This is a genomic window from Janthinobacterium sp. YR213, from assembly GCF_900099875.1.
Classification (GTDB): domain Bacteria; phylum Pseudomonadota; class Gammaproteobacteria; order Burkholderiales; family Burkholderiaceae_D; genus Janthinobacterium; species Janthinobacterium lividum.
In genome coordinates, this window is the sequence record NZ_FNDA01000003.1 from 473,396 (window position 1) to 490,873 (window position 17,478).

The following is a 17,478-nucleotide window of genomic DNA, read 5'->3' on the forward strand; positions in this document are numbered from 1 at the left end:
CTGGCCGGCCAGCGGCGGGCACCCGCTTAGGGCGTCAACACCAGGTTCGACGAAATGTCGGTGAGGACGGCCAGCAAGTTGGTCTTGATCAGCAAGAAACCGGCCGTGATGGCGGTAGCCATCAACGCCGCAATCAGGCCGTATTCGATTGCCGTAATGCCATCCTCATCCTTGACAAACTGCTGTACTGCCGACAGGAAGGTATGCATGACAAGCTCCCAAAAGTGAATCACAAGTCCCTGGCGCAATCGGGTGTGAAACATTGCCCATTCCTGCTAATATGTTTCCTGCCGTAAATTTCTGCGCCATTGCATTGACTATAAAGCGTCCACGTTTTGGCAAATTGACGCGCCACAAGTTTCCATATGGAAATTATCAAACCCTGTTGAAATGCCGGCTGGCGCAAACAAATGTTGCGATCCGGATTGAAAGCCTTCGTCAGGGCAAGTTTTTTGCAATGCGGTGCATGAATCTCATGTATTTACATGAAATATTGCATACGTTAATTGCCTATTAGGCAAAAAGACATTATCCTGCTTAGCTCTTCTTTGGAAAGGCCTCTCGCCCGGCGGTAAAGAGCGTCATGCCACCAAATAAATCTTGGCTTCTTGTAGACGGACGCGAACATGCTCTTGCTTGATGCAATGCTGGTATGACGACACTTGTGTGACTACTTTCCAGAGATCGACAATGGATTCCCTACTGAAACACATGGTGGACATGACCGGGCACCGCGACCACACGATGCTCGACATCTCCGTGATCTCGGCCGTCCAGGAACTCGCTGCCGCGTCGCAGACCCGTGTGCTGGCCCTGACCACCGTGCGTGGCCAGGTGTTCGTGCGGTCGCGGGCCATCATCGTGGCGGGCAGCGTGGCCCGCATGGAAGAGCATAACGACCCGACTCTGCCAGGCGAACCGCTGTCGGACTACCCGGCCCTGGCCGCCTGCATCAAGCGCCATGAGGCGAGCGCCGACACCCTGTGCGCCGACGGCCGCCACCTGCTGTGGCTGCCCATCTGGATCGGCGACCAGGTCACCACCTGCCTGGAAATCACCAACCCCACACCGTACACGGGCGCCACCATCCAGGTGATCGGCGGCATCGTCAGCGTGTACCGCAATTTCCAGAACCTGCTCGACTACAGCGAACGCGATTCGCTCACCGGCTTGTTGAACCGCAAGACCTTCGACGACCAGCTGGCGAAAATCCTGCAAAGCCGCGGCGAACCGGAGGCGGAGAAGCCGCTTCCCGTCGATGCAGAACGGCGCCACCATACGGACACGGAACGGCAATGGCTGGCCGTGATCGACGTCGATCATTTCAAACTGGTCAATGATAAATTTGGCCACCTGTATGGCGATGAAGTGCTGATCCTGATCGCCAACCAGCTGCAATCGTCGTTCCGCTCGCAAGACCGCATCTTCCGCTTCGGCGGCGAGGAATTCGTCGTGCTGCTGCGCTCGATCACCCTGGAAAATGCGCAGAAAATCATCGACCGCTTCCGCACCAATGTCGAAGCGCACGACTTCCCGCAAGTGGGACGAGTGACCGTCAGCGTGGGCTTCGTCAGCATCAACGCCTACGAGGCGCCCGTCATCATCCTCGGCCGCGCCGACCAGGCCCTGTATTACGCCAAGAGCCATGGCCGCAACCTGGCTTGCCACTACGACGAGCTGGTCGCCAAGGGCTTGCTCACCACCATTACCTCGAACGATACGGCGGAATTCTTCTAGGCATCCGCCAGCGATAAAAACCGCATGGGATCGACTTGCCACTTGGCCGCCGACTCATGGCCGACGATCTTGTCGGCGCCGCCGAAGCCGAAGCCGCGCGACAGGTCGACCGTTTCCGGCTTGATGTAGGTCTTGCTCTTCGTACTGAAAAATACGTTCACTTTCGGCGCCAGCAGATTGCTTTCGTGCGCCTCGATGACGACGGCCAGGCGGCCTGATTCCAGCATCACCATGGTGCCGACCGGATAGATGCCCACGCAGCGCATGAAATCCTGGGCGAACACGGGGTTGAAATGGAATTTGCTCCACTCATAGATCTTGCGCAGGGCTTCGGCGGCGGCGATGCCCTTGTGATAGCTGCGGTCGGACGTCAGCGCGTCATACACGTCGACGATGGCGGCCATCTGCGCCAGTTCGCTGATGGCGTCGCCTGTCAGCTGGTCCGGATAGCCGCTGCCATCGCGCCGTTCGTGGTGGTGCAAGGCGATGTCGAGTGGAATCGCGCCCACCTCGGGCGACTGGCGCAGGATCTCGTAGCCGTCGCGCGGATGGCGCTTGATCAGGGCAAATTCTTCCGGCGTGAGGGGGCCCGGCTTGTTGAGCACGCTGTCGGGCACCAGGGCCTTGCCCGTGTCGTGCAGCAAGCCACCGAGGCCAGCCTGGTGCGTGGTGGCCGCATCGATGCCGCGCGAGCGGCAAAACGCCACCAGCAGCGCGCACACGCTGACGGAATGCAAAAAGGTGTAGTCATCCTTGGTCTTGATGCGCAACAAGCCGACGAGGGCACCGGGATTGCGCAGGATCGATTCGGTAATATCCTGCACCGTGTGCTGCACGCGGTCCAGCTCGACAGCCTTGCCCAGGCGCACATCGGCCATCACCGTGCGCACCAGGCTGGCCGCCTGCCGCCGCACTTGCGTGGCGCGCGCCAGTTCCATGCCCAGCGACACGCGCGTGACCACTTGCGGCGCCGCGGCGATCTGCACCAGTTCGCGCTCGGTGGTGGCCTGTGCCTGCGCCACGGTAGGCGCGTCCTGCACGTCGAGGCCCTTGCCGCTGTCGATCACCACGTCGTGGATGCCGGCTTGCATGATCTTGCGGATTTCATCGTCGCTGCGCAACAGGAAACGGTTGCGCACGAATGGATGCGTCATCCAGTCGCAACTGAGGTCATGAATGTACATGCCCACTTTTAATTGAGACGAATCAACTTTCTTGAGCATGCTGTCATCCCACAAATACGCGGCTGGAGCACCGAAGGCGCTAGAATGAGTATAACAAAATTGTTATTCTGCTGGCCGCGTTCGGCGCTGCGGCGCAACACCGTGTTTTTTCCGCTCAACGCACCGCTTCTGGGACCCATGGAACTGCGCCAATTACGCTACTTTGTTGCCATCGTCGACCACGGCTCGCTGTCGCGCGCGGCCCTGATCCTGCACGTGGCCCAGCCGGCCCTGACACAGCAGCTGCGCCAGCTGGAAGAGGAACTGGGCGTGCAGCTGCTGCACCGCTCGGCCCAGGGCGTGCTCAGCACGGACGCGGGCAAGGTGTTCTACGAACATGCGCAAGCGATCCTGAAACAGGTGGCCGACGCCCGCTCGGCCGTCACGCAAAGCGCCACGCGGCCGTCCGGCAATGTCACCCTGGGCTTGCCGCACAGTATTTCCGGCGCCCTGGCCCTGCCCCTGCTGCTGGCCGCGCGCGAGCGCTATCCCGAAATCACCCTGCAATTGACGGAAGAAATCACGGGCAACCTCAATGAACAGCTCAAATCGGGCCGCATCAACCTGGCCGTGCTGTTCGACGATGGCCAGCTCACGCCGTTTGCCTGCAGCCCGCTGGTGGAAGAAGAGATGCGTTTCATCTGCCGCAGCGATTCGCCATTCGCCCCCGCCGGCCATGCCGTGTCGTTCCAGCAAGCCTTGAGCGCCACCCTGATCCTGCCGGGCCTGCAGCATGGCGTGCGCCCGCGCATCGACAGCCGCGCGCGCGAACTGGGTCTGGAAACGGCGAACGTGATCGAGATCAACTCGATCGCCATCCTGAAATCGGCCATCCTGGCCGGCATGGGCGCCACCATCCTGCCGGCCGCCCCGCTGCTCGCCGAGCTGGACAGCGGCGCCATGCGCAGCTATGCCATCCACAGCCCCGTGCTGTCGCGCACAGTGGCCCTGTGCGCCTCGAAAAACATTCCCCTCACCAATGCGGGCAACGCCGTGAAAAACCTCGTGCTGCAAGTGGCCGCCGAACTGTGCGGCAGCGGGCGCTGGGTGGGGGCGAATGTGCTCTCGCCCATGGCATAAGTATTTCTTATACCCCCATCGGCAAAGCGTATTTGCCCCCTTTCCTGACTCGTTCTACACTGACCACATTAACTATTTTAAATTTAAAATGGTTATGTGCCGCCCACACGCGGCCATCCCGTCTGCACAGTGCGCGCCTTACCGGGCGCGCCACTTGTACAGCCGTCATCTGAAACACCCTTTTGGAGACAGCCATGTCCGTGACCACGGAAAACGGCTCCGCAGCGTTCGCTAGAAACGCCGGTGCCGCGCCATCTACGCCCCCCGACACTTCCCGTTTGACCACCGTCAGCCTCGACGACAAATACACGGCCACTTCCGGCGCCATCTTCCTGTCCGGCATCCAGGCCCTCGTGCGCCTGCCCATGATGCAGCGCCTGCGCGACCAGGCCGCCGGACTGAACACGGCCGGCTTCATTTCCGGCTACCGGGGTTCGCCCCTGGGCGGCCTCGACGAGAACCTGTGGAAAGCCAAGAAACAGCTGGAAGCGCACCACGTGCAGTTCGTGCCCGGCGTCAACGAAGACCTGGCCGCCACGGCCGTCTGGGGTTCGCAGCAAGTCGACCTGATCGGCCCGGCCAAGTACGACGGCGTATTCGCCATGTGGTACGGCAAGGGCCCCGGCGTGGACCGCTGCGGCGACGTGTTCAAGCACATGAACCATGCGGGAACGGCCAAATTGGGCGGCGTGCTGCTGGTGGCCGGCGACGACCATGGCGCGTATTCTTCGACCCTGCCGCACCAGTCCGACCACCTGTTCTCCGCCTCGATGATCCCCGTCCTCTATCCGTGCAATGTGCAGGAATACCTGGACCTGGGCATCCACGGCTGGGCCATGTCGCGCTTTTCCGGCTGCACCGTGGCTTTCAAGGCGCTGGCCGACACGGTCGAATCGTCGGCTTCCATCGATGCCGATCCATTCCGCGTGGAAGTCAGGATTCCGCAGGACTTCGTCATGCCCGAAGGCGGCCTGAATGCCCGCCTGTCGAGCATCCCGCTGGGCCAGCAGGCGCGCAACCAGGAAGCGCTGATGCAGGACTACAAGATCTACGCGGCCCTGGCTTACGCGCGCGAAAACAAGCTCAACCACACCACCATCGACAGCCCGAACGCCAAGCTGGGCATCATTGCGTCCGGCAAGTCCTACCTGGACGTGCTGGAAGCGCTGGAAGAGCTGGGCATCGACGAGCAGATGGCGGCCGACGTCGGCATGCGGCTGTTCAAGGTAGCCATGCCGTGGCCGCTGGAGCCGGACAGCGTGCGCGAATTCGCGCAAGGCCTCGATGAAATTCTCGTCGTCGAAGAAAAACGGCAGATCGTCGAATACCAGCTCAAGGAACAGCTGTACAACTGGCGCGACGACGTGCGCCCGCGTGTCATCGGCAAGTTCGATGAAAAGGGCGAGTGGGTGGCGCCGCGCGGCGAATGGCTGCTGACCTCGAAGGCGGACTTTTCCGTCTCGCAAGTGGCACGGGTCATCGCCAGCCGCATCGCGCGCCTGATTTCCGACCCCGTCACGTGCGACCTGATCAAGGCGAGATTAAGTTTCCTCGACGCCAAGGATGCGGTATTGAAGAAAGCCGTGAATACGCCGTTCCGCCCCGCTTTCTACTGCTCCGGCTGCCCACATAACACGTCGACCAAGGTGCCGGACGGCAGCCTGGCGCTGGCCGGCATCGGCTGCCACGTGATGGCCACGTCGATCTACCCGGAAATGAACAAGCTGACCACGCACATGGGCGGCGAAGGCGCGCCGTGGATCGGGCAAGCCGCATTCTCCGAACTGCCGCACGTGTTCCAGAACCTGGGCGACGGCACATACTTCCACTCAGGCTATCTGGCCATCCGCGCCGCGCAGGCGGCCAAGGTCAACATCACCTACAAGATTCTGTACAACGACGCCGTCGCCATGACGGGCGGCCAGCCCGTGGACGGCTTGATCACCGTGCCCATGATGGCGCAGCAAGTGGCGGCCGAAGGCATCGCGCGCATCGCGCTGGTGACGGAAGACCTGTCGCGCTACAGCGACCGCAGCAACCTGCCCGCCCACGTGACCTTGCACGACCGCAAGGATATGGATGCCGTGCAGCGCGAATTGCGCGAAGTGCAAGGCGTATCCGTGCTGATCTACGACCAGACGTGCGCGGCCGAGAAACGCCGGCGCAGGAAAAAGGGCGAATACCCTGACCTGGCCAAACGCATGGTCATCAACGACGCCGTCTGCGAAGGCTGCGGCGACTGCGGCGTGCAATCGAACTGCGTGTCGATCCTGCCGAAGGAAACGGAATTTGGCCGCAAGCGCACCATCGACCAATCCTCGTGCAACAAGGATTATTCGTGCGCCAAGGGTTTTTGCCCCAGCTTCGTCACCGTCGAGGGCGGCAGCCTGAAAAAGACCAAGACGGGTGCCAGCAAAGCGGGCGAGACGGACAACTTCGGCCCGCTGCCGGAACCGGTCCTGCCCGCCTGCGACGCGCCGTACAACATCCTCATCAACGGCATCGGCGGCACGGGCGTCATCACCGTGGGCGCCCTGATGGGCATGGCGGCCCACCTGGAAGGCAAGGGCGCGTCCGTGCTGGACATGACGGGCATGTCGCAAAAGAACGGTTCCGTCACCTCGCACGTGAAAATCGCCAGGTCTCCCGCGCACATCCGCGCCCAGCGCATCGCCACGGGCGAAGCGGACCTGATTTTAGGCTGCGACATGCTGACGGCCGGCGCGCAGGATGCCGTGTCGAAAATGCGCCCGGGCCGCAGCCTGGCCGTCGTCAACCTGCATGAGCAGCCGCCAGGCACGTTTGCGCAAAATGCCGACTGGCAATATCCAACGGCGGAAGTGCGCCAGCTGATCGAGGAATCCGTCGGTGGCGCCGAGGCAGCCGACTTTATCGACGCAACGAAACTGGCCACCGCGCTGATGGGCGATTCGATCGCCGCCAACCTGTTCATGCTCGGCTACGCCTGGCAAAAGGGCCGCATTCCGTTGACGGAAGCGGCCTTGCTGCGCGCCATCGAACTGAATGGCGTGGGCATCGAATCGAACAAGAAAAGTTTCCTGTGGGGCCGCCGCGCCGCCGTCGACGTGCGCCGTGTCACGCAGATCGCCACGCCCACGCAAGCGATCATCGTGCAAATGCCGCAAAGCCTCGATAGCGTCATCAAGAAGCGCGTGGAGTTCCTCACGGCCTATCAAAACGCCGCGTATGCGGATGGTTATGTGACCCTGCTCAAGCAGGTGCGCGACCGCGAAAACACCCTGGGATTGGGCCAGAAGCTGTCGATGGCCGTGGCGAAGAACTATTTCAAATTGCTGGCCTACAAGGACGAGTATGAAGTGGCGCGTTTGTACACGGATGGCCGTTTCGTGGAGCAATTGCAACAGCAGTTCGAGGGGAATTTCTCCGTGAAATTCAACCTGGCGCCGCCGCTGTTCGCGAAAAAAGATGCGAAAGGCCACCTCGTGAAAGCGGAGTTCGGTTCCTGGATGTGGCGCGCCTTCAAGCTGCTGGCGAAAGCCAAGGGGCTGCGGGGTGGCACTTTCGACGTCTTCGGTTATACGGCCGAGCGCAAGATGGAACGCGCGCTGATCGTTGAATACCGCGAACTGCTGGCGGGACTGCTGGTCAGCCTGACGGCGGACAACCTGGCCACCTGCGTGGAACTGGCGTCGCTGCCCGAGAAAATCCGCGGCTTCGGCCACGTCAAGGAGGCGGCCGTTGCCACGTATCGCCAGGACAAGGCGAGATTGCTGGCCAAGCTGGCGGACGGCAGCAAGCACGCGGCATAAAACTTTAAGCCACAGCGATGAACTCGCGACGCGCTATACCGGCAGCAGTACACACTACCGGCATAGCGCGTTTTTATTCAATGCCTCACTATTTCTCTTCACACCAGAGCACCATATCTTTCATAAAAATCAGTCAGTTGCCATCAAATGGCAAAGTACTGAGTCACTCGGCAATCGCGCTGCATCAGTCGCGCCGCAATCCGGCACCAGATAAGATCTGGAAATGGATTGGAATCTGAGCCAGTCAGCAAGCGACTGATCGAACATTTGATTGTCTTTGCCACTGCCAATAATCCACGTAGCAGTACCATTTTAAAATATTAAAATACCTATATTTTCAATAAAAATTATTCTCTTTAAGTTATCGAAAATTATTTTTATATTTTTTCTCATAACTTGCTGCTTCAGAAAATTCGATTTTCATTGCCACGAAGATGAAATTCGTGCAAAACTTATTCGTGCATTCTGCACTTCACCAGGAACGAATACGTTCACCTATTTCTACCCACGCATAGGAAAAGCAATGGATTTAATCGATCACCTCAGAGCACTTGCCTCCAGAATTGCCGCAACCAAGGATATTATTCAAACGGAGGAGGCCACAAAAAATGCGATGATCATGCCCTTCATCCAGATTTTGGGCTACAACGTATTCGATCCCACGGAAGTGACACCTGAACTAATTGCCGATGTGGGTACAAAAAAGGGAGAAAAAGTCGATTACGCGATTCTGAGTGATGGAAAACCGATTATTCTCTTCGAATGCAAGAAAAGTGGCGGTGACCTGAGCATCAATCATGCTGGACAGCTATTCAGATATTTCCATGTCACAGCGGCACGCTTCGGTGTATTAACAAACGGCCTTACCTATAAATTTTTCACAGACCTCGAACAACCCAACAAGATGGATGAAAAACCATTCTTTGAGTTCAATATTCTGGATTTTAAAGAGCGGGATGTGGATGAGTTGAAGAAATTTGCAAAATCGCTATTCGACGTCGATACCATATTAACGACAGCAAACGATCTAAAATATACGCGCGCCATCCAGAATCGCCTGGCTGAATGGATGCATAATCCGTCTGAAGATTTTGTGAAAATACTGTCGTCAGATCTACTCGGAGGAAAGCGCTTTACTCCCGCCGTCAAAGACCAGTTTACCGTCATTACCAAACGGGCATTTGAGCAATTGTTGGGGGAGCGTATCAATGATCGGCTCAAGGGTGCGATGACGCCGGAGTCATCACCAATACAAGAATTGGCTCCCGTCATTCCTCCTGAAGGTGTGGTTGAAAATCCTATCATCACCACACCAGAGGAAATAGAAGGGTTGCACATCATTCGCGCGATACTGCGCGGCGTCGTCAGCTCACGCCGCATTGTCATGCGTGATTCACAGAGCTACTGCGCAATTTTGCTAGATGACAATAATCGCAAACCAGTTTGCCGCCTACGCTTCAACAATACCGAGAAACTTGCCGTGGGCCTGTTCAATCAAAAGAAGGAAGAAGAGAAGTTTCCGATCGCTAGTCTCGACGATCTGTACACGCATGCAGAGCAATTAAAGGCTACCGTCCTGATGCATTTACCTGCAGAAGATGCTGATAAAACAGCGTAAGAAATAGTATCAAATGCAGCTTAGAACCAAGTCCGGGACGAGTCCCGGACTTGGTAGCCCAAGCAATCTCAATCCAGACAACGCCCCACCGTCGCCCCCGGCAACAGCACCGGTTGCCAGATTTCCTGCAGCCGTTCCGGCGGCGTGCCGGCCAGCAGGGATTGCAGCATTTCCACCATCTTGGCGCCGGCGCGGCGCAGGTCGGGCTGGTCGATGGTGGTGACGTTGATGCCGATCAAGGTGTCTTCCACATTGCCCCAGACGATGACGGAAATTTCCTTGCCGATTTCGATGCCCGCATCCATCAGCGCGCGCACCACGCCCACGCCGGACAAGTGATTGTCGACGATGACGGCCGTGGGACGGGGCGAGCAGGCCAACAATTGCTGCATGGCCTGGTAACCGCTGCGGCGGTCAAAAGTATTGTCGAGCAGATAGGCGGGATCGACCGGCAAGCCCGCTTGCGCCATGCAGCGGATAAAGCTTTCCTTGCGTTCATACGCGAAGTGCAGATCCAGCGGCGCGCTCAGCAGGGCAATGCGCTGGTGGCCGTGTGCCGCCAGGAAAGACACGGCCAGGTCGATACCCGTATCGTTGTCGTAGTCAAAATACGCATACGGCGCATCGATGCGCGTGCGGCCGTTCGCCACAAAAGGAAAGCCGACCTTCGTCAGGTAGGCGATGCGCTCGTCGACCACCTTGGTGCGGCCCACCACCAGGCCATCGACCTGGCGTCCGCGCACCATGGTTTCATACGAGGGCTGTTCGTTCTGCGGCGATACGGGAGCGATGATCAAACTCATCTTCGATGCTTCCACGGCGTCCGACATGCCATTCACCACGGAAAGAAAGACGCTGTCGCCCAGGTCGCTGGGCAGCAGGGGATAGATCATGCCCAGCACATTCGTGCGGCCGACGGCCAGGCTACGCGCCAGCGGGTTGGGCCGGTAGCCGACTTTCTTGGCGGCGGCCAGGACGATTTCACGGGTGCGGGAATTGACTTCCGGATAGCCGTTCAACGCCCTGCTGACTGTCGTTTTCGACATGCCGAGGGCAATTGCGAGGCTCTTGAGATTCATGTTAACTACCTGTCTGTATGGCAAAAGAAACCAACTCTGACCGTCAATTATAGCCCAGAGCGCCAAACAGGCCGCGCATTAGCGTGCGCAGACATGGTACAAAAACAACAATACATTGACTATTTAAAAAGCAACGTTTTGAATGCGGCCACTTCCACCCTCTCCGCAGCGCCACATCGGCGATAGCAGTCAAGACAAGGTAAAAAGCGACAGCGGGTACTCACTTTGACAAGTGCTGCAGCAATTTCAGGGTGCCGGCTTGGGCATGCAAGGTGCGCACGTTAGCATTATCAAGAAAACATAATTTACTGGAACTGTGCGAGAATTTGTCCTACTCTTGATGCAGGTAAAGATTACCGCCTGGCATGTTCGAACAATGATGCCTGACGCAGCACATCCGCCCGGGCTTCCCCCATCCCTGCACGCCTGGACATACTTTCAAAGGTGAACAATGTGGTCACGCTAACGTCCGTCAACAACTTGCAAGCCTCGCTGGCCACGGCGCAACGCCGGGTCGAGCAAGGCCAGAACCAGGTACAGCGCGACAGTGAACAGCTGGCGCAAAGCCGCCAGTTGCTGGCACGGGAACAGGAATCGCTGAGCCAGACGCAACGCAACAGCCAGCAAGCCCAGGCAGATGCCCCCACCGCCATCAAGGCGCCGCAGCTGGACCAGGCGATCAAGCTGGCCGTGCCGCAGCAAGCGGTCCCCGCCGCGCCGAAAAGCACGCCCCAGCTGAACAGTTATGGCCAGACCCTGGGACGCCTGATCGACGTGACGGCGTAAATTACCGAATCATCTCCTCTTCCAGCATCGCCAGCCACCATTTTTCGCCCTTCTTCGGCTGCGCCAGGTCGACTGCCTCGCCCATCTGCGGCGTGGCCAGGTTCACGCCCTGCTTGGCCGCCAGCCCCGTGATGCGGTCAAACGGTTCATGCCAGGCATGCAGACCCAGGTCGAAGGTGCCGTTATGCACTGGCATCAGCCACTTGCCGCGCAAGTCCAGGTGGGCTTGCAAGGTCTGTTCAGGCTGCATGTGCACGTCCGGCCACAGCTTGTCGTAGGCGCCCGTCTCGATCATGGTCACGTCGAACGGGCCGTATTTGTCGCCGATTTGCTTGAAACCGTCGAAATAGCCGGAGTCGCCGCTGAAAAACACGCGCACGTCCGGTGCGTCGATGACCCACGATGCCCACAGGGTTTGATTGCCGTCAAACAAGCCGCGTCCCGAAAAATGCTGCGATGGCGTGGCGACAAGTTTCACGCCGGCAAACGTCGCACCCTGCCACCAGTCGAATTGCTGCACCTTGTCTTTCGGCACGCCCCATGCGACCAAGGTGTCACCCACGCCCAGCGGCGTAACGAAGTGTTCGGTCTTGGCGGCCAGTTGCAGCACGGCCGCATGGTCGAGGTGGTCGTAATGATCGTGCGACAGGATGACGGCCTTGATCGGCGGCAAATCGGCGATGCTGATGGGTGGCTGATGGAAACGTTTCGGTCCTGCCCACTGCACCGGCGAGGCGCGCTCGGAAAACACGGGATCGGTGAGGAAAAATTCATTGTTCAGTTTCAGCAACAGGGTCGAATGGCCGAGGCGAAACAGGCTGTTGTCGGGTGCGGCCAGCAGTTGCGCCCGGGTCAAGGCTTGCACGGGCACAGCCGCAGCCGGCACCGTGCTGTCGGGTTTGTCAAAGAAAAATGTCCACATCAGCTTGAGCGTCGCTGCCGTGCCCAGCTTGTGCATCTGCACGGGATTACGGAACTTGCCTTCGTGGCGTTGGGGCGATTCTATCGGTGCGGCAGGCGCGGCGCGCAAGGTGCAAGAACTCATGATGATCAGGACTCCCAGAAAGAAGAGACGACGTGCGACTCGGTGCAAGTGCATATGCGGCCCGGCAAAGAATTAACAAGGATTAAATTACACTACACAGTGTAGTTCCTATTTCTGGCAAAGTAAACCAAGAGGTGTAAAATATTGTTTTCAAAGGAGATTTCCCGCCATGGCCGCACCGCAACGCCTCACCGACCGCAAGCGCGTCGCCATCGTCGATGCCGCCATCGCCGAGTTCCGCGAGCACGGTTTTGATGCGACCAGCATGGACAAGATCGCCGCCACGGCTGCTGTATCCAAGCGCACCGTGTACAACCATTTCCCCAGCAAGGACGAGCTGTTCGCGGAAATCCTGCAGCGCATGTGGGAAAGCAGCATGGCCCAGCCTGCCGTGCCCTATGTTGCCGACCAGCCCTTGCGGCCCCAGGTGCTGGCCCTGGTCGAGCAAAAGATGGACTTGCTGTGCGATCCCGCTTTCATCGACCTGGCGCGCGTGATCTTTGGCGAAACCATCCACTCGCCCGAGCGGGCGCAAGCGATGGTGACGCGCCTGAATGAAAAGGAAACCGGCTTGAATATCTGGATCCGCGCGGCGCAGCAAGACGGGCGCATCAAGGCGGGCGAGACGCTGGAAGTGGCGCACCTGCTGATGTCGCCGTTAAAAACCTTTGCCTTCTGGCCGCAGATCACCCTCGGTGAGCCTCTGCTGAGCCCGGCACGCCGGCGCGAAGTGACGGCACTGGCCGTCGATATCTTCCTGTGCTACTACGGCGTGGCAAAACAGACGGCATAAACGGGCGGCAAGTGGGCAGAGATGCTCTGCCAATGCTCGCCCTCGTCGCCGGAATACCAGGCGCCCCCCGTCGTCGACGCCATCAATAAACTGCGCCCATCGTCGGCCAGCGCCAGCCCGTGGCGGTAGACCAGGTCATAGCAATGCTGCTGCGGCAATCCCGCGCGCAACACCTCGAAGGTTTTTCCGCCATCGCGCGTGCGCGTGACGGCCAGCGCGCCATCGATGGGAATGCGCAGCACATCCGCCTGCGCCGGCACGAACCAGGCCGTGTCGCCATCGCGCGGGTGCACGGCCACGGCAAAGCCGAAATGCGACAGCGGCGCCGTCGTCACTTCCTGCCAGTGCCAGCCGGCATCGTGCGAGCGCCAGATGCCGTTATGGTGCTGGCACCACAGCGCGTCCGGCGTGCCGGCGCTGCGCACGATGCGGTGCGGATCTTGCACGGCTTCGTTTTCATCGAGCTCGGGCGGCATGTAGTCGGCCCGCATGCCCGTCGCGCTCAAGGCCCAGCTGGCGCCGCCATCGACCGTTTGCCACACGCCGCCGCAGGACACGCCAACCAGCACCTTGTTGCTGTCGCGCGGGTCGACGCAGATGCTGTGGATGCCGGGCACGTCATAGCCGCCGCCAAACCACTGCGCCCGCTGCGGCACGTGCCACAGGGATTCCACCAGCTGCCAGCTGTCGCCGCGGTCGCTGGAACGAAACAGGCCGCCAGGCAAGGTGCCCGCCCACAGCACGCCGGGCTGGTCCGCGCCGCCGGCCGCCAGCGACCATATCTGCTGCAAGGTCCAGTCCACGGTATCGGTGCTGTCTTCCGGCTTGGCGGGATAGGCGGGCACGGCGACTTCCTGCCACGCGCTGGCGCCCCCGTCGCGCCGGTGCAGCTTGGCGCCGAAGTGCCCCAGGTTCAGGGCCGCATACAAGGTGCCGTCGCGGCCATCGTACAGCAGCATGGAAACGGGGTCGCCGGCAAACTGCACCAGCGCCAGCTGCCAGGCGCCGGCCGCATCGACATCGAACTGGAACAAGCCCTTGCGGGTGCCGAGATACGCGCGTTGAGCCATGCCTTGTCCCATGATTAACCTCCGGAAAGTGCCTGCAAGATATACACCTGGCTGTCGGGCAGCAAGGCGTCGTCGAGCACGCGCCGCTCGCGGCAGCGGGCGCCATCGATGAAGATCACCACATTCGGGCGCAGGGCGCCCTGCTCGTCGAGCACATAACCGCGCAGGCGCGGCTGCCGGGCAAACGCGGCATCGAGGGCGGCGCGCAGCCGTGGCGCGGCCACCTCCACCGTCGGAACGTCCAGGTAGCGTGCCAGTTGTTGCGTAAAATGCAAATGCGCCATGCTGCCCTTCGACGTCGTCGGCCTCGACTCATTCTAGTCCCCTTTGCGGCCAATACAATTAAAATAGAGGCAAGCACACAAGGAGGCCAGGCATGACGATTACCCCGGAAGAACTAGCGGTGCTGATGCAGGAAGTGGAAGTGGCCGATCCCATCGATTTTGCCGACCTGCCCTTCGACGAGCAGGAATTGCGCGGGCTGATCGCCAACCACCTGTGCGAGATGGCCGACGCGATGGAAAGTTTCAGCCCGGAAGACCGCAACCTGGCCCTGCTGGCCGTGGCGGCCAAGCTGGTGCTGGAAAACCTGGTATTGCACGTGCAGCTGCTGCGCCGCCATGGCTTGCCCGTCAGCGACAGCGTGGACGCCCTGCTGCAGCGCCTCAAGGGCGGCAAGCCGTCGTGAATTAATTGCCCGTGCGCACGGCGCGCGCCTGGATGGTGACATCGCTGTCCGCCACGGCCACGCAGGGCAGGATATAGCCGTCGAGCCGTTCATCGGGGCTGATGCCGGGCCAGTCCACCGTGTAGCGTATCTTTCCTTCGGGCATGTGGCATAAGCACGTGCGGCAGGTGCCGTTGCGGCAGGAACTGAGCAGGCGGATACCGGCCAGTTCGGCGGCAGCCAGGATGGTGGTGCCTGCCTCGGCCGGGAATTGCCAGCCTTGCGGAACGATGGTGATGGTAAAGGGAGGTGCGCTCATGCCTCCAGTTTAACAGTCCGCCAGCGCGGTCCAGTGACCGCCATCCGCATGGCTGCGCAGCACGGCTTCCGCAAAGGCCAGGCCGGCCACGCCATCGGTGACAGTCGGCAGCCAGCCGGCTTCCTTGGGCACGGGCAAGCCCGCCTGCAAGGCTCGAATGCGCAAGGCCGCATCCAGGTACAGCTGGGCGAACGCTTCCAGATAACCCTCCGGATGGCCGGCCGGCACCCGCGTGGCGTGGCGCGCGGCGGCGCTGTCGACCCGGCCCGGACGCAGCAGCTGGCGGTTGCCGCCCTGCGGCGTAAACCACAGTGCATTCGGTTGTTCCTGGTCAAAGTCCAGCTGTGCCTTGCTGCCGAACAGGCGCAGGCGCACCGTGTTTTCGCAACCGGTCGCCACCTGGCTGGCCCACAGGGTGCCTTTCGCCCCGTTGGCGTAGCGCAGCATGACCTGCACGTGGTCGTCCAGGCTGCGGTTCGGTACAAAGGTCGACAGTTCCGCCAGCACGGCATGCGGCGTCAGTCCGCTGACGAATTGCGCCAGGTGATACGCATGCAGCCCCACGTCGAGCAGGACACCGCCCGGCCCCGCCTTCTGCGGATCGTTATGCCAGTTGCCCTCGTTCATGCCGCCAGCAGCAATCGAATCGGCCAGCCAGTCCTGCGAATACTCCACTTGCACGAGGCGCAATTCGCCGATGTCGCCCGCCTCGGCCATGGCCTTCGCATGGCGCAGCAGCGGGTAGCCGCTATAGGTGTGCGTGAGCGCAAACAGCAGGTTTTTCCGCTCGGCCAGCGCCGCCAGCGCCTGGCCTTCCGCCAACGATATTCCCAGCGGCTTGTCGCAGATCACATGGATGCCCGCTTCCATGAACGCCGTGGCGACGGGCGCGTGCAAGTGATTCGGCGTGACGATGGCCACGGCCTCGATACCGTCCGCGCGCGCGGCCTCCATCTGCGCCATGGCGCGGTAATCGCTGTAGCAGCGTTCGGGCGCCAGGTGCAGCGCGGCGCCACTGTCGCGCGCACGATCCGGGTCGGACGACAAGGCGCCCGCCACCAGTTCGTACTGGTCGTCGATGCGCGCCGCGATGCGGTGCACGGCGCCGATGAACGCGCCCTGCCCGCCCCCTACCATGCCCAGTCGTAAGCGTCGCTGCATGTCGTATCCTTATTTCAAGCCAAGCAAGTGATGAATTTGATCCTGGTCAACCGCACTGCCCGCGAAATCGTCGAACGCGTGTTCGGCCACGTGGATGATGTGCTCGCAGATGAATCGCGCGCCCTCGGCCGCGCCATCTTCCGGGTGTTTCAGGCAGCATTCCCATTCCAGCACGGCCCAGCCCGGAAAGTCATACTGCGCCATCTTGGAAAAGATCGCCTTGAAGTCGATCTGCCCGTCGCCCAGCGAGCGGAAGCGCCCGGCCCGGTCTTGCCAGTCGCCATAGCCGCCATACACGCCCTGGCGCCCGTTCGGCCGGAATTCCGCGTCCTTGACATGGAAGGCCTTGATACGCGCATGATAAATATCGATGAAGGCCAGATAGTCGAGCTGCTGCAGCACGAAGTGGCTGGGGTCGTACAGAATCGATGCGCGCGGGTGATCGTTGACGGCGGCAAGGAAGCGCTCGAACGTCACGCCATCGTGCAAGTCCTCGCCCGGATGCAACTCATAACAGAGGTCCACGCCCGCTGCATCGAACGCGTCGAGGATGGGCAGCCAGCGTTTCGCCAGCTCCGCGAAAGCCGTCTCCACCAGGCCGGCGGGGCGCTGCGGCCATGGATACAGATACGGCCAGGCCAGCGCGCCGGAAAACGTCACGTGCGCCTTCAGGCCCAGGCGCTGCGAGGCGGTGGCCGCCCACAGCAATTGCTGCGTGGCCCAGGCTGTACGGGCCGCGCTGTCGCCGCGCACATGTTCGGGCGCAAAGCCGTCGAACAGGGCGTCGTAAGCGGGATGCACGGCGATCAGCTGGCCCTGCAAATGCGTCGACAGTTCCGTCACCTGCAAGCCGTGGCGCGCCAGCAAGGCTTGCACGTCGTCGCAATACTGCTGGCTGCTGGCCGCCTGTTCCAGGTCAAACAATCGCGGCGCCGTCGGCAGCTGCAAGCCCTTGTAACCGAGGCCGGCCGCCCATTGCGCCAGGTGCTCGAGCGAGTCGAACGGCGGCTCGTCGCCGAGAAACTGGGCCAGGAAAATGGCCGGGCCCTGGATGGTTTTCATATCAATGTCCTGTTAACCCCAACCGAAACCCGGGGTCGTACGCTGAG

16 protein-coding genes are annotated in these 17,478 nt (G+C 60.7%); 7 read left to right on the top strand and 9 right to left on the bottom strand.

Features of this window, described 5'->3' with window-relative positions; genetic code table 11:
- Positions 1-26: 26 nt before the first annotated feature.
- Positions 27-209, bottom strand: a complete 183-nt coding sequence (locus BLT98_RS16120; RefSeq protein WP_034752975.1) for a Flp family type IVb pilin — start codon at positions 207-209, stop codon at positions 27-29.
- Positions 210-690: 481 nt separating this feature from the next.
- Here BLT98_RS16120 and BLT98_RS16125 point away from each other — a divergent pair, with 481 nt between their 5' ends.
- Complete coding sequence (locus BLT98_RS16125) at positions 691-1,737, top strand: GGDEF domain-containing protein (RefSeq protein WP_034783647.1); 1,047 nt, start codon at positions 691-693, stop codon at positions 1,735-1,737.
- Here BLT98_RS16125 and BLT98_RS16130 read toward each other — a convergent pair.
- On the bottom strand, positions 1,734-2,960 hold the full coding sequence (locus tag BLT98_RS16130) for an HD-GYP domain-containing protein (protein ID WP_092609369.1): 1,227 nt from the start codon (positions 2,958-2,960) through the stop codon (positions 1,734-1,736). The two genes, BLT98_RS16125 and BLT98_RS16130, sit on opposite strands and share 4 nt — an antisense overlap.
- A 138-nt stretch (positions 2,961-3,098) precedes the next feature.
- Between BLT98_RS16130 and BLT98_RS16135 the strand changes: the two genes are divergently transcribed.
- From BLT98_RS16135 to BLT98_RS16145, 3 genes are all read left to right on the top strand, one after another.
- Entirely contained in the window at positions 3,099-4,040 is a 942-nt protein-coding gene (locus BLT98_RS16135; protein WP_070258630.1) for a LysR substrate-binding domain-containing protein, read from the top strand.
- 194 nt (positions 4,041-4,234) lie between these two features.
- Positions 4,235-7,831: an indolepyruvate ferredoxin oxidoreductase family protein gene (locus BLT98_RS16140; RefSeq protein WP_092609372.1), complete on the top strand. Its 3,597-nt coding sequence runs from the start codon at positions 4,235-4,237 to the stop codon at positions 7,829-7,831.
- Positions 7,832-8,354: 523 nt separating this feature from the next.
- Complete coding sequence (locus BLT98_RS16145; protein WP_092609375.1) at positions 8,355-9,449, top strand: type I restriction endonuclease; 1,095 nt, start codon at positions 8,355-8,357, stop codon at positions 9,447-9,449.
- Positions 9,450-9,517: 68 nt separating this feature from the next.
- Here the strand turns inward: BLT98_RS16145 and BLT98_RS16150 are convergent, their stop codons facing one another.
- Complete coding sequence (locus BLT98_RS16150) at positions 9,518-10,528, bottom strand: substrate-binding domain-containing protein (RefSeq protein ID WP_092609378.1); 1,011 nt, start codon at positions 10,526-10,528, stop codon at positions 9,518-9,520.
- Positions 10,529-10,981: 453 nt separating this feature from the next.
- Between BLT98_RS16150 and BLT98_RS16155 the strand changes: the two genes are divergently transcribed.
- Positions 10,982-11,314 carry a hypothetical protein gene (locus BLT98_RS16155; RefSeq protein WP_139179280.1) on the top strand — a complete coding sequence of 111 codons (333 nt, stop codon included), beginning with the start codon at positions 10,982-10,984 and terminating at the stop codon, positions 11,312-11,314.
- A 1-nt stretch (position 11,315) separates the two neighbouring features.
- On the opposite strand, the gene BLT98_RS16160 is transcribed toward BLT98_RS16155, so the two are convergent.
- On the bottom strand, positions 11,316-12,359 hold the full coding sequence (locus tag BLT98_RS16160; protein ID WP_092609384.1) for an MBL fold metallo-hydrolase: 1,044 nt from the start codon (positions 12,357-12,359) through the stop codon (positions 11,316-11,318).
- 169 nt (positions 12,360-12,528) lie between these two features.
- On the opposite strand from BLT98_RS16160, the gene BLT98_RS16165 reads away from it, so the two are divergent.
- Entirely contained in the window at positions 12,529-13,152 is a 624-nt protein-coding gene (locus tag BLT98_RS16165; protein WP_092609387.1) for a TetR/AcrR family transcriptional regulator, read from the top strand.
- On the opposite strand, the gene BLT98_RS16170 is transcribed toward BLT98_RS16165, so the two are convergent.
- Together BLT98_RS16170 and BLT98_RS16175 are read right to left on the bottom strand one after the other, a co-directional pair.
- Positions 13,125-14,222, bottom strand: coding sequence for a WD40/YVTN/BNR-like repeat-containing protein (locus BLT98_RS16170; RefSeq protein ID WP_092609976.1), 1,098 nt, complete (start codon positions 14,220-14,222; stop codon positions 13,125-13,127). The two genes, BLT98_RS16165 and BLT98_RS16170, sit on opposite strands and share 28 nt — an antisense overlap.
- Before the next feature lie 14 nt (positions 14,223-14,236).
- Positions 14,237-14,506: a MoaD/ThiS family protein gene (locus BLT98_RS16175; RefSeq protein ID WP_034783656.1), complete on the bottom strand. Its 270-nt coding sequence runs from the start codon at positions 14,504-14,506 to the stop codon at positions 14,237-14,239.
- Between the two features lie 92 nt (positions 14,507-14,598).
- Here BLT98_RS16175 and BLT98_RS16180 point away from each other — a divergent pair, with 92 nt between their 5' ends.
- On the top strand, positions 14,599-14,910 hold the full coding sequence (locus BLT98_RS16180; RefSeq protein ID WP_070258491.1) for a hypothetical protein: 312 nt from the start codon (positions 14,599-14,601) through the stop codon (positions 14,908-14,910).
- A gap of 1 nt (position 14,911) precedes the next feature.
- On the opposite strand, the gene BLT98_RS16185 is transcribed toward BLT98_RS16180, so the two are convergent.
- Genes BLT98_RS16185 through BLT98_RS16195 form a run of 3 tightly spaced genes read right to left on the bottom strand, consistent with a single transcriptional unit; the run spans position 14,912 to position 17,431 of the window.
- Positions 14,912-15,208 carry a 2Fe-2S iron-sulfur cluster-binding protein gene (locus tag BLT98_RS16185; protein ID WP_092609390.1) on the bottom strand — a complete coding sequence of 99 codons (297 nt, stop codon included), beginning with the start codon at positions 15,206-15,208 and terminating at the stop codon, positions 14,912-14,914.
- A 9-nt stretch (positions 15,209-15,217) separates the two neighbouring features.
- Positions 15,218-16,369, bottom strand: a complete 1,152-nt coding sequence (locus BLT98_RS16190) for a Gfo/Idh/MocA family protein (protein ID WP_244517511.1) — start codon at positions 16,367-16,369, stop codon at positions 15,218-15,220.
- Positions 16,370-16,378: 9 nt separating this feature from the next.
- Positions 16,379-17,431: a sugar phosphate isomerase/epimerase family protein gene (locus tag BLT98_RS16195; protein ID WP_092609396.1), complete on the bottom strand. Its 1,053-nt coding sequence runs from the start codon at positions 17,429-17,431 to the stop codon at positions 16,379-16,381.
- Between the last annotated feature and the right edge of the window lie 47 nt (positions 17,432-17,478).